Origin of the sequence: Flavobacterium lacustre (genome assembly GCF_027474525.2) — a bacterium.
GTDB lineage: Bacteria > Bacteroidota > Bacteroidia > Flavobacteriales > Flavobacteriaceae > Flavobacterium > Flavobacterium lacustre.
Genome location: NZ_CP114882.2, coordinates 3,167,291 through 3,180,317, shown reverse-complemented (window position 1 = coordinate 3,180,317; position 13,027 = coordinate 3,167,291). Strand labels below are relative to the sequence as shown.

Sequence of the window (13,027 nt, the reverse complement as noted above, 5' to 3'; positions counted from 1 at the left end):
CAAAGAATTAAATATACAAAAAAGCCCGAAACGATTTCGTTTTCAGGCTTTAACTTTAATGGGTTTGAATTTGAAAATTAATTCTTTTTCTCTTTAGCAATTCTTTGCACTTCATTTAGCAACAAAGGGAAAGCTGGTGCTGTCATATTATGTCCAAAACCGTCTAATTCATATAATTTGGTTTCTTTATGTCCTGCAATTTTCATCATGCGCATCAAATAGGCGTTTTCTTCATAACGTCCCAGCATTTCTAATTCCCGATCACCGGTTATCAATAGTAAAGGAGGAGCATCTGCGCGAACATGAAAAAGCGGTGCATATTCATCTATTGTAGGTTGCGTATCAGGAATACCTTTTTCTTTTCGAACTAAAAAGTGAGTGATGGCCTGACCGCTAAAAGGAATTAATCCGGCTATTTTATTAGCATCAATACCTTCGGCGTTTAACCATTTTTTATCTAGGCCAATCATGCTGGCCAAATAACCACCTGCAGAATGCCCTGAAACGAAAATTAATGAAGCGTTCCCTTGAAAGTTTTCAATGTTCTTGAAAGTCCAAGCTACGGCAGCAGCGGCATCTTCAATATATTTGGGTGCGATGACTTTTGGACCTAAACGATAATTTACCGAAATAACCGCAATTCCCTGATTTTTGAGCGCTTCAGGAAGTTCTTTTTCTCCAGCAGTTAATCCGCCACCATGAAACCAAACAACGGTTGCAAAACCGGGACTATTTTTTGGGTAATAAATGTCTAAAACACAACGCTCTTTTATATAGGCATCCGTTTTATTTACGGCATCGGCATAATACGGAATGTTAAATTTTGAAGTATATTCTACTTTTTGAGCGGAAGCCAATATTCCGAAACAAACTAAGAAAAGAGAAAGGAAAAGTTTTTTCATTTTGAAATATTTCATTTGTATTTAATCTTTTAGACTGTAAATAATTTTTTGAAAATCAGCTTTGAATTGTTCTTTGTTTGCAGCGCTGGACCACGATAATACTTTGTAATATGCTTCTTTGGTTTCTACAATCCCAACTAAATAATAAATATCAATTTCAGCTTCTTTATCAAAATAAGTTACATCCGATTCAACAAAATTAGTATTCCCAATCTGTTTATAAATGGGTTTTGAAACGGCTCTTTTGTCTTGATCAATAACAAAATCTTTGATAAAGTCCTCATAGAATTCCGCAATAGAAGTGTAGTTGAATTCCGCCATGGCTAGTTCCTCTTTGTTATCTTCTATGATAAAACCATAAACATCTTTCACGGCACTTTTATATTGTATTGCTGCGGCACTGTTTAATTCGACTGTTTTACTCATGTAATCGGGTAAACTAACGTAAAAAACATGTCCGGCTTTATGTTCTTTAAGTGTGGTTTGTGCTACGACCGAATTTGTAATTACAGCTAAAATCGTGCTCAAAAGCGCTATTGTTTTCTTCATATTTATAAGGGCAAAATAGGTTAATATAATTTTTTAAATATACGAAAAAAGTCCAAAAACCACTTGGCTTTCGGACTTTTAAATTGTTGCAAAATCTAATTTAAAGTTTAAATATCATCAAATTCGATATCTGTAAAACTAGAGGTTTGCGGTATAATTTCTTCATCAGATTTCTCTGTTGCGTATTCTTTTTTGAAATCTTTTTGGTGTCTTTCAGAGATTACTTCTTCGCCTTTGTGGTTCAAAACGTAAGAAGTCATTTCTCCAAGAATTTCTGCGAAAGCAGCAAAATCTTCTTTGTATAAATAAATTTTGTGTTTTTTGAAATGGAACGACCCGTCTTCTTCAGTAAATTTTTTACTTTCGGTAATCGTAATATAGTAATCGTCAGCTTTGGTAGCTCTCACATCAAAGAAATAGGTTCTTCTTCCAGCTCGTAAAACTTTAGAAAATATCTCTTCTTTTTCTAACATATCATTTTCTCTCATAATCCTTTCTGTCAATTTTTTTGTTTAATAGCAATCAAAAATCATAAAAATATATGGATTAAACAACAATTATAGCAATTCTTTTTCCGAAAGTTGCTTCAAATATAATGACGCATAGTAGCCTTCTTCATTTATCAATTGATTATGAGAACCTTGTTGAATAATTCTTCCGTTTTCGATAATAAGGATTCTATCTGCATTTTTTGCAGATGAAATTCGGTGACTGACAATGATAGTAGTTTTATTTTTGCAAATTTCATTCAAATTATTCAAAATTGCTTCTTCAGTTTCCGTATCAACTGCCGATAAACAATCGTCAAAAAGTAAAATCTCAGGATCTTTGATTATGGCTCTGGCAATAGAAACGCGTTGTTTTTGACCACCCGAAAGTGTAATACCTCTTTCTCCTAAAATTGTTTCGTATTTTTTGTTGAATCCAATAATGTTATCGTGAACTACGGCGCTTTTTGCAGCAGCTTCCACTTCTGCATTAGTGGCATTTTCTTTTCCGAATTTGATGTTGTTTTTAATGCTGTCCGAGAATAAGAAAGCATCTTGAGGCACAATACCAATACTGTTTCGCAAATCATACACGTTTAAATCCTTTATCAGTGTGCCGTCAACAGTAATCTGTCCTTCTGAAACATCATAAAGTCTTGAAATCAAAGACAAAATCGTTGATTTTCCGGAGCCTGTTTTTCCTAAAATGGCCAATGTTTCTCCTTTTTTTACGGTAAAGGAAATATCTTGAAGTGCTTTTATGTTTGTATCTTCATAAGTATAACTAACATTTTTGAAAGCAATTGCACCTTCAATAACCGAATGTTCCGTATTTTTATTTACGATTTCGGGTTCTATTTTCAGGAATTCGTTGAGACGTTTTTGTGAAGCTTCGGCCTCTTGTACCATCGAAGAAACCCAGCCCAAAGAAGCTACCGGCCAAGTCAACATGTTTACATATAAGATAAATTCGGCAATAGTTCCTATGCTTTTGATGGTTCCGTCCATATACATCAATCCACCAAAATAAATAACTATTAAGTTGCTGATTCCGATTAATGCAAGCATCAAAGGACCGAATAAGGATTGTACTTTGGCTAAATTCAAGCTTTTGCTTTTGCTTTCATTGGCTAAATCAATCATGTTATTTTGATGTTGATTTTCTAATGAGTACGCTTTTATTACTCGAATTCCAGAAAATATTTCTTGTGAAAAGCTGGATACTTTCGATAAATATTGTTGAAAAACGGTGCTTCGAATATTGATTTCAGAACTCAGTTTGAAAATAGCATAAGATAAAATCGGCAATGGCAGAATCGTGTAAAAAGTAAGTCGTGGCGACACATTATACATGTAACCAATTACTATGGCAAACCGAATAAATGTATTAATAGTGTACATTACCGCCGGTCCCACATACATTCTTACTTTGGAGACATCCTCGCTGATACGGTTCATTAAATCACCGGTTCTGTTTTGTTTATAGAAATTTTGAGACAGATTTTCATATTGACGAAACACTTCGTTTTTTAAATCAAATTCAATGTGACGCGACATTACAATTAAGGTTTGGCGCATCAAAAAGGTCAAAAATCCGGCAACAATAGTTGTTCCTACTATCAGTAAAATATTCTCTATCAGTTCGTTTTTAAAAAAAGAGAGTACAATTTCTGATGATTTTTCTTTGCTAGAAAGTTTGTCAAATCGTTCGATTGCGCCCAAGGATTCGCTGATTAATTTGGGTGTAAACAAAGAAAAAATTTGTGCAATGATGGTAGTAACAATTCCCAGTAAAAAACTGTATTTGTATTTGATAAAGTATTTGTCTAAATAACGTAATTCTTTCATTTTTTTATGATATTCGGTATAGAAATAATCCTTTTTATAAGATTATTGTTGTTTTTTAATAGATTAATAATTCTTTAAAATAGTTCTTAATTTTGTTGAATACTTAATTTTATTTTAAAATATAACGATATTCGTATTTTTTGTTTATTTTTGGCTTGTCTTTTTGACAAATTCATAATTTATCACTAAAAATAAGAATACTATGAATGCAGCTTTCACGACAGGAAAAGAACTTCAAAAAATGGATCCCGTTTTTGGTCAGTTATCATTTGACGATCACGAACAAATTGTATTTTGCAACGACAAAGATACAGGTTTAAAAGCAATTATTGGTATTCATAATTCGGTTATGGGACCTGCTTTGGGCGGAACCAGAATGTATAATTATGCGAATGAATGGGAAGCGCTAAATGATGTTTTGCGTCTTTCTAGAGGAATGACATACAAAGCGGCCATCACCGGATTGAATATTGGTGGAGGAAAAGCGGTTATTATTGGTGATGCCAAAACTCAGAAAACACCTGAATTGATGCGTAAATTTGGAGAATTTGTTCATTCCTTAAGCGGAAGATACATCACAGCCGAAGATGTGGGAATGGAAACCAAAGACATGGATATTGTTCGTGATGTTACTCCATATGTAACCGGAATTTCTGAAGAAAGAGGTGGTTCCGGAAATCCTTCGCCTGTTACCGCTTATGGCGTTTATATGGGAATGAAGGCTGCGGCTAAACATCAGTTTGGTTCGGAGGTTCTTGCTGGTAAAAAAGTAATGGTTCAAGGAATTGGACATGTAGGAGAAACGTTGGTTGATTATTTAGCGAAAGAAGGCGCAATTGTAACCATCACAGATATTAATGAAGAACGATTGTATGAAGTAGGAGCCAAGTACCATGCAAAAATATTTACTGGAGAGGATTTGTACAGTGCCGATGTTGATATTTACGCACCTTGTGCTATGGGAGCAACTATAAATGATGCAACGGTACATAAAATCAAAGCTAAAGTAATTGCGGGAGCAGCGAATAATCAATTGGCAAATGAAAATATTCATGGAGCAATTTTGCAGGAAAGAGGCATACTTTACGCACCGGATTTCTTGATAAATGCAGGTGGAATTATCAATGTTTACGCGGAATTAGCCCATTATGACAAAGCCGAAATCATGCGCAGAACCGAGAATATTTACAATACGACTTTAGAAATCATTGATTTTGCAGTGGCCAATGGAATAACAACGCATCAGGCAGCATTGACGATTGCTCAAAATCGTATTGACCTTAGAAAAATAGAGAATAAAAAGAAATAATACGCTTGTAGTATTTAGATTTGAGGTTGCTCGCTGCAGTTGTTGGTATTTATTTATCAGAACAGTAGCCCGCAACCTCTTATTAATTTAAAATTAAAAGTATTTAAAGTTTTATTTTAAAGGATGAAATCCTTATTTTTGCAAACTAATTTTTAAAAGTTCTTACAAGGTGGTAAATAGAAGACACATACGCGTCAAAGTCATGCAGTCCATTTATGCAATGCATCAAAGCGGTTCAGACAATATGGAAAAAGAAGAAAAATTTCTTTTTTACAGTATTGATAATATTCTGGATTTATACCTTATCATGGTTTCTTCCCTGATTGAAATTTGCAAAAAGGAAACTATATTCCTTCATTTATCAAGTCAAAAACACCTTGCAACTCCTCAAGAGCGCAAACCCAACGAAAAGTTTATTAAAAACAGTATTTTCCAGATTCTTGCCGAAAATAATTCGTTAAACATTGCTTTAGAAACCCGTAAAATAGACAATTGGACTTTAAACGATGATTACATTATTCTGTTACTTAATGCTGTAAAAGAGAGTAAGGTTTACGCGGATTATATGAGTAATTCGGTGAATCAATTTGAAGAAGACAGACAGTTTATTGTAGATCTTTTTACAGAAGTAATCGTTCCTAACGAAAAATTATACGAGTATTTAGAAGACAATAAATTGACTTGGATAGATGACATTCCGGTTGTGAATACACATATTATCAAGCAATTGAAAGCTATTAAATCCGGAGAAAATGATAATTTCAGAGTGCCAAAGTTGTACAAAGACAATGAGGACAAAGACTTCGTGAAAGATTTGTTTAGAAAAACAGTTTTGAACGAACGGGAATTAGCTAAAGAATACGATGACAAAACACCCAATTGGGATAGTGAAAGAATCGCAGAAATAGATACTATCATTTTGAAAATGGCTATTTGTGAATTCTTGAAATTCCCTTCAATTCCAGTTAAAGTTACTTTGAACGAATATTTAGAAGTAGCCAAAGAATATTCTACACCAAAAAGTAGTATTTTTATAAACGGAATTTTAGACAATTTAGTAAAAGAACTGGAGGCCAACAAAAAAATGATTAAAGCGGGTCGCGGTTTGATGTAATAATTAATAAACAAAAACAATAAGAATTTAAATTATGGAACAATTAACTCAATTTGCACCGTTTTTATTAATGTTTGTGGTAATCTATTTCTTCATGATTAGACCACAACAAAAAAGAGCAAAATCTGAAAAAGAATTTGAAAGCAGCTTAAAAGTAGGAGATAAAATCATAACCAAAAGTGGTCTTCACGCTAAAGTTGCCGAACTAGCTGAAACAACCGTTGTTGTTGAAACAATGTCAGGAAAATTAAAAATGGAGCGTTCTGCTATTTCTATGGAAATGAGTGCAGCTTTGGCTAAAAAATAATACCGGTTTTACAACCGATAAAAAATGCCCTGAGTTTCAGGGCATTTTTTTTGTTATAGGTAATATTCGTTTTTATTTCGAATGAGGAATCGCAGTCAATTGCGCAATTTTCACAATGACTTCAACTGCTTTTTGAATGCTTTCTACAGGAACATATTCATATTTTCCATGAAAATTGTGACCGCCGGCAAATATATTGGGACACGGCAATCCTTTATAGGACAATTGCGAACCGTCTGTTCCGCCACGAATGGGTTTGATTAAAGGTTTAATTCCCAGTTCTTTCATTGCTTTTTCGGCAATATCTACAATATGTTTTACCGGTAAAACCATTTCTTTCATATTGTAATATTGATCTTTTATTTCGGTTGTTGCGATGTCTCCACCAAATTGTTTCGCAAATTTCTTATTGATTTTTCGGGTGATTTTTTCAATTAACTCTTTGCGTTTTTCAAATTCCCTTTTGCTGTGATCTCTGATAATCAGCTCCAAAACCGTTTCTTCAATACTTCCTGTCAGATGATGAACATGAAAAAATCCCTCATAACGGCTTGTGGTTTCCGGAGTTTCATTTTTAGGCAATTCATTTATAAAGGTATTGGCAATCAACATTGAATTGATCATTTTTCCTTTGGCGTAGCCTGGATGAACACTTTTTCCTTTGAAAATAATTTTGGCTCCAGCTGCATTAAAATTTTCATATTCTAATTCGCCTACTTGACTGCCGTCCATCGTATAAGCCCAATCAGCACCAAATTTTTCTACATCAAAATGATGGGCACCACGACCAATTTCTTCATCAGGTGTAAATCCGATTCTGATTTTTCCGTGTTTGATATCGGGATTATTAATCAGGAATTCCATGGCGGTAACAATTTCGGTGATTCCGGCTTTATCATCCGCACCAAGTAAGGTTGTTCCGTCGGTTGTAATCAAGGTTTGTCCTTTATATTGCAACAAATCTTTAAAGTAGGAAGGCGATAAAATGATGTTTTGTGCTGCGTTCAAAACGATGTCTTTACCATCATAATTCGGAATAATCTGTGGTTTTACATTAGCTCCGCTAAAATCAGGCGAAGTGTCAAAATGCGAAATAAAACCAATGGTAGGAACTTCATGAGCCACATTGCTGGGTAAAGTTGCCATAATATAGGCTTTGTCATCAATGGTCACATCCTGCATTCCTATGGATTTTAACTCTTCAACCAGTAAGTTAGCCAGATTCCATTGTTTTGCTGTACTTGGAGTAGTTTCAGAATTCGAATCGGATTCCGTATCAATAGTTACATAACTGATGAATCGGTCTATAATATGTTGCATTTTTTTATTTTTAAACAAAGATAAACAATTTTTGAGGTTGCTTGATGCGTTGCTTTGGGTATTAAAAAAAAACTACCCAACTCGAAAGCTTGGGTAGTTTATTGTAATTATAAGTGATTTATTTATTGAATGTTATGCTTTTTCTTTTTCAAATCGGGCAATTACTTCTTGGTAATAGTCAAAAGTAATTTTGGCAATAGATTCCCAACTGAATTGTTTCAATACGCGAATTCGACCTTCTTTTCCCATTTGGGTTGCCAAAGTTTCGTCTTCTAAAAGTACATTTATTTTGGCAGCGAAATTTTTCTGGAAAGATTCTGGATCGGCTGGATTGAAATCGGTTCTTGAAACACTTTGCAGCGGAATTAAATAACCGGTGCTGCCTTCAACAATAATTTCTGGAATTCCGCCTACTAAACTTCCCACAACAGGCGTTTCGCAAGCCATTGCTTCTAAATTAATAATACCAAACGGCTCATACAATGAAGGACATGCAAAGACGCGGGCATGACTGTACAATATTTTTATTTTTTCGCGCGGAAGCATTTCCGAAATCAAGATAACTCCGTCACGTTGCGCTTTTAATTCGGCGATTAAGGCTTCGGTTTCGGCTGCAATTTCCGGTGTATCCGGTGCGCCGGCACAAAGTACGATTTGGCAGTTGGTATTAAAATATTTAGCGGCAGCTATAAGTTGGGAAATCCCTTTTTGCCGAGTAATGCGACCCACAAATAGAACAAACGGAATGTCAGGATTGATACCATATTCAGTTAATAATGCCGTGTCAAAAGTAGGTTTGTAAAACTCAGGATCAATTCCGTTATGAATCACAGTCACTTTTTCAGGCGCAACATCATAAGCTTCAATTACATCTCGTTTCATTTGTTCGCTCACGGCGATTACACCGTCAGCCGATTTGTAGGCTTTGTCCTCAATCCAGCGGGAAAGAAAATAACCATTTCCTAATTGCTCCACTTTCCAAGGGCGATGTGTTTCTAAACTGTGTGTGGTAAGAATAAGCGGAACCTGCAACAATTCTCTGCTGAAAACTCCGGCTAAATGCGTGTACCAAGTATGGCAATGTATGATGTCAGCCTGCGGAGTGGCTTGTGCCATTTCTACATTTCGACTCAGATTATGAAACATTTTGATGTGAGTATTTTCTTTGTCTTCCATAGTGTTGAGACAGGAATTGATGCCTTTTACATGCATTGTAGCGGTATCTTCATTTTGGTCTCCAAAGCAGCGTACTTCAACGTCTCCTAATTTGGATAATTCCTGACTAAGGAAATCAATGTGTACACCGGCACCTCCGTAAATATTTGGAGGAAATTCATTGGAAAAAAGAGCTATTTTCATCTTAGGAATGTGTTTTTAGTAACGGGTTATTTTGTATCGATTTTGGTTGAAAAAGTCCTGCTATAATTGGACTTTTTGTAGCAACAGAATTAAAATTAAAAATTGATTACGATAAATTTAATAAATAAAAAATTCAGGTACAAATAATCTTAATAAACTAAAAAGATAAAAGTGCGGTTAAATGCTTTTAACTAAAAATTAATAATCGTTTGAGTTCTGTACATTTTAAAATGATGTAATTTTAAAGATTATGAAAAATACCATCAAAAAAGGATTTTATTTCAAGCAATACGAAGCACCGTTTCAATCTCCGTTTGATAAACTCTTTGTTATTTTCAAAGAGCTGATAACGCATACTTCGGGAGATTTTGACGAAGCTATCGACTGGTTGCGGGAATTAGATAAGGAATATAAACTAACGGATTCCGCTTATACCATCGATGATTTTGTTGAAGATTTAAAGAAAAAAGGCTACATCCGAGAAGAACTCAAAGACGATGGAACTTCAGGAATTGGAATTACTGCCAAAACGGAACGCGCGATACGCCAACAAGCATTAGACAACATTTTTGGGAATTTAAAACGTTCCGGAAACGGGAATCACAAAACCAAACACGCTGGAAACGGGGACGAACATACCGGTGAGTTTCGGGAGTTTCATTTTGGAGACGGCTTAGAACGGATTTCTTTGACAGAAAGCCTACGCAATGCCCAAATCAATAATGGCGTTGCCGATTTTATGTTGACCGAAAATGATTTGGTTGTAGAAGAAACACAGTATAAATCACAGATGAGTACGGTTTTGATGATTGATATCAGCCACAGTATGATTTTGTACGGCGAAGACCGAATCACGCCTGCCAAAAAAGTAGCGATGGCTTTGGCCGAATTAATTACGACTCGTTACCCAAAAGACACCTTAGATATTCTGGTTTTTGGTAATGATGCCTGGACGATTGCCATTCGGGATTTACCGTATTTAAAAGTGGGTCCGTATCATACAAACACCGTTGCCGGATTACAATTGGCGATGGATTTGCTCCGACGAAAACGAAATACCAACAAACAAATTTTCATGATTACCGACGGAAAACCAAGTTGCGTTCGCGAAAAAGACGGTTCCTATTATATGAACAGCAACGGACTTGACGAATATATTGTTGACAAATGCTACAATCAGGCACAACAAGCTCGTAAATTACACATTCCAATCACGACGTTTATGATTGCCAATGACCCGTATTTACAGCAATTTGTCAATCGATTTACCGAAGCCAATCAGGGAAAAGCTTTCTATACCGGTTTAAAAGGGTTGGGCGAAATGATTTTTGAAGATTATGAAACCAATCGTAAAAAAAGGATAAAGTAAAAAGTTGGAATTCACAGAAATAAAAAATGGAAAAACATAAAATCATAGAAAAAAGAGTTAGATAGCCCAATTTTTTGGTTTCACTTAGTTATGAATTACTACAATAAAGTGAAACGCCTAATCGGAAGTAAAAAATCTATGTTTCTATGTGTTTAAAAATAAATATAATTATCCAATACTAAACACAGTTATTAAATAACAATACAGCAACCAATGAACAACATAAAAACACTCGAAGAATTAAAAAAATCAGGTTACGAAAGCAAAAGCATCAAGGATGAATTGCGTTACAATCTGCGTGAAAAAATTAAATCAGGAAAACCTACTTTTGAAGGAGTTCACGGATTTGAAAACACGGTTATTCCCGAATTAGAACGCGCAATTTTATCGCGTCATAACATCAATTTGTTGGGACTTCGTGGTCAAGCCAAAACCAGATTAGCCCGAAAAATGATTGAATTATTAGACGAATACATTCCGTTTGTATCCGGTTCAGAAATCAATGATAATCCGTTGCAACCTATTTCCCGTTTCGCCAAAGATTTAATTGCCGAAAAAGGAGACGAAACACCGATTTCCTGGTTGCACCGAAGCGAGCGTTTTTTCGAAAAATTAGCTACGCCGGATGTTACGGTTGCCGATTTAATTGGTGATGTCGATCCAATAAAAGCAGCCAATTTAAAACTGTCGTATGCGGATGATCGCGTAATTCATTTTGGTATGATTCCAAGAGCCAATCGCTGCATTTTTGTAATTAATGAACTACCCGATTTACAAGCCAGAATTCAAGTGGCTTTGTTTAATATTTTGCAGGAAGGCGATATTCAGATTCGTGGGTTCAAGCTGCGAATGCCGCTGGACATGCAGTTTATTTTCACTGCAAATCCTGAAGATTACACGAATCGTGGAAGTATTGTAACACCATTAAAAGATAGGATTGGTTCTCAAATCCTGACACATTATCCGGAAACTATTAAAATCGCCCGAACGATTACGGAGCAAGAGGCGAAACTTGATGTCGCACAAAGTGATTTGGTATATGTACCATCTTTAGCGATGGATTTATTGGAACAAATAAGTTTTGAAGCCAGAGAAAGCGAATATATTGACAATAAAAGCGGAGTAAGTGCGAGAATGAGTATCACGGCTTTTGAAAATTTATTGAGTACTGCGGAACGTCGAGCCTTGAAATCCGGCGTAGATAAAACCACATTGCGATTGTCAGATTTTATGGGAATCATTCCGGCAATTACAGGAAAAGTAGAATTGGTTTATGAAGGCGAGCAGGAGGGAGCTGCAGTTGTAGCGCAACATTTAATCGGCGATGCGATTCATACATTCTTCCCGGCTTATTTTCCAAAGATTGAAAAATTAGAGAAACAAGACGAGAAAACGCCGTATTCTGATACGCTAGAATGGTTTTTTACCGAAAGTGGTTTCGAATTATTAGACGATTGTTCGGATGTGGAATACAAAAGTATTTTAGACAGTATCGCGCCGCTGGAAGTTTTAATCAAAAAGTACCAACCGCAAATCGAAATTCAGGATACGTATTTCATGAAAGAATTTATTCTTTGGGGATTGGTTGAATATAATAAATTGAGCAAAGACCGCTTATCCGAAGGCTATCAGTTTAAGGATATGTACGGAAGTTACATCAGTAAATTGTAAAATTTTAAAAAGGGTTTAGGAAATTTCTAGACCCTTTTTTTGTTTAAAACAGTTCTCTTATTTCAAAGAATAAAGAATCATTTTTTTATTTAGAGCAGATTGTCCCTTACCAGTTTTAATTAGTCTACCTTGTCCCGTTGATTGCATTTCCAGTCAATACAAACAGACATGGAAAACAGCTTTGAAGCTTTGATTGCTACTTTTATTGAAAATAAAGTAGGGATATCCGAACATTTTTTGAGTACAAAATTGGCGAATAGTTTAAAACAAAACCTAATTGCGCTGAATCAGAAAAGTTTGTTGATGGCGGCAGGAATCGGCAATTCAGAGAAACTTTCTTACGATGGCGCCATTAGAAGTGATTCTATTTATTGGTTGGATAAAAAACACAACAATGCTTTCGAAAATGAATTCTTTGTTCAAATCGAAGCCTTTATTCTGTATTTGAACCAAAGTTGTTATGCGGGAATAACAGGATACGAATTTCATTATTCGTTATATGAATCGGGTGATTTTTATTTGAAACACCTCGACCAATTCAAGAATAATCCCAGCCGAAAATACTCTATGATCAGTTATTTAAATAGCAATTGGCAGGAAAGTGATGGCGGAGAATTGCTCATTCATCAAGCCGATAACAACCAGAAAATCAGTCCGACTCAAGGTAAAACGGTTTTCTTTAAAAGTGATGAATTAGTACATGAAGTTTTAGTAACCCAAAATACCCGAATGAGTATTACCGGTTGGTTAAAGAGCGATTGATGCTTTTGAACTTGTAATTTTCTAATACT

General features: G+C 35.2%; 12 protein-coding genes. 6 read left to right on the top strand and 6 right to left on the bottom strand.

Translation table 11 applies throughout. The features are described from left to right. Positions 1-77 precede the first annotated feature (77 nt). The 4 genes from O6P34_RS13725 to O6P34_RS13710 all read right to left on the bottom strand — a co-directional run bounded on the left by O6P34_RS13725 (position 78) and on the right by O6P34_RS13710 (position 3,787). The gene (locus tag O6P34_RS13725; RefSeq protein WP_269685079.1) at positions 78-902 is read right to left on the bottom strand and encodes an alpha/beta hydrolase; all 825 of its coding nucleotides are present in this window, start codon (positions 900-902) and stop codon (positions 78-80) included. Positions 903-923: 21 nt separating this feature from the next. Continuing rightward, positions 924-1,451, bottom strand: coding sequence for a hypothetical protein (locus O6P34_RS13720; protein ID WP_269685078.1), 528 nt, complete (start codon positions 1,449-1,451; stop codon positions 924-926). Between the two features lie 107 nt (positions 1,452-1,558). Further along, positions 1,559-1,939 (bottom strand): PUR family DNA/RNA-binding protein, encoded by a 381-nt coding sequence (locus tag O6P34_RS13715; RefSeq protein ID WP_269686761.1) that lies wholly within the window; start codon positions 1,937-1,939, stop codon positions 1,559-1,561. Positions 1,940-2,008: 69 nt separating this feature from the next. Next, on the bottom strand, positions 2,009-3,787 hold the full coding sequence (locus O6P34_RS13710) for an ABC transporter ATP-binding protein (RefSeq protein ID WP_269685077.1): 1,779 nt from the start codon (positions 3,785-3,787) through the stop codon (positions 2,009-2,011). A gap of 202 nt (positions 3,788-3,989) precedes the next feature. Here O6P34_RS13710 and O6P34_RS13705 point away from each other — a divergent pair, with 202 nt between their 5' ends. The 3 genes from O6P34_RS13705 to yajC all read left to right on the top strand — a co-directional run bounded on the left by O6P34_RS13705 (position 3,990) and on the right by yajC (position 6,517). Further along, positions 3,990-5,096: a Glu/Leu/Phe/Val family dehydrogenase gene (locus O6P34_RS13705; protein WP_269685076.1), complete on the top strand. Its 1,107-nt coding sequence runs from the start codon at positions 3,990-3,992 to the stop codon at positions 5,094-5,096. A 202-nt stretch (positions 5,097-5,298) separates the two neighbouring features. Further along, positions 5,299-6,210, top strand: a complete 912-nt coding sequence (gene nusB / locus O6P34_RS13700) for a transcription antitermination factor NusB (RefSeq protein ID WP_269685075.1) — start codon at positions 5,299-5,301, stop codon at positions 6,208-6,210. 34 nt (positions 6,211-6,244) lie between these two features. After that, on the top strand, positions 6,245-6,517 hold the full coding sequence (gene yajC, locus O6P34_RS13695) for a preprotein translocase subunit YajC (RefSeq protein ID WP_269685074.1): 273 nt from the start codon (positions 6,245-6,247) through the stop codon (positions 6,515-6,517). Positions 6,518-6,589: 72 nt separating this feature from the next. Here yajC and pepT read toward each other — a convergent pair whose 3' ends face one another. Together pepT and glgA are read right to left on the bottom strand one after the other, a co-directional pair. Further along, a complete protein-coding gene (gene pepT, locus O6P34_RS13690; protein ID WP_269685073.1) occupies positions 6,590-7,837 on the bottom strand; it encodes a peptidase T in 1,248 nt (415 codons plus the stop codon). A 132-nt stretch (positions 7,838-7,969) separates the two neighbouring features. Next, positions 7,970-9,196, bottom strand: a complete 1,227-nt coding sequence (glgA, locus tag O6P34_RS13685; RefSeq protein ID WP_269685072.1) for a glycogen synthase — start codon at positions 9,194-9,196, stop codon at positions 7,970-7,972. A gap of 250 nt (positions 9,197-9,446) precedes the next feature. Between glgA and O6P34_RS13680 the strand changes: the two genes are divergently transcribed. The 3 genes from O6P34_RS13680 to O6P34_RS13670 all read left to right on the top strand — a co-directional run bounded on the left by O6P34_RS13680 (position 9,447) and on the right by O6P34_RS13670 (position 12,998). Continuing rightward, on the top strand, positions 9,447-10,565 hold the full coding sequence (locus O6P34_RS13680; RefSeq protein WP_269685071.1) for a vWA domain-containing protein: 1,119 nt from the start codon (positions 9,447-9,449) through the stop codon (positions 10,563-10,565). Between the two features lie 213 nt (positions 10,566-10,778). Then, positions 10,779-12,236: an AAA family ATPase gene (locus O6P34_RS13675; RefSeq protein WP_269685070.1), complete on the top strand. Its 1,458-nt coding sequence runs from the start codon at positions 10,779-10,781 to the stop codon at positions 12,234-12,236. Between the two features lie 168 nt (positions 12,237-12,404). Continuing rightward, on the top strand, positions 12,405-12,998 hold the full coding sequence (locus O6P34_RS13670; protein ID WP_269685069.1) for a 2OG-Fe(II) oxygenase: 594 nt from the start codon (positions 12,405-12,407) through the stop codon (positions 12,996-12,998). The last annotated feature ends 29 nt before the right edge of the window (positions 12,999-13,027 follow it).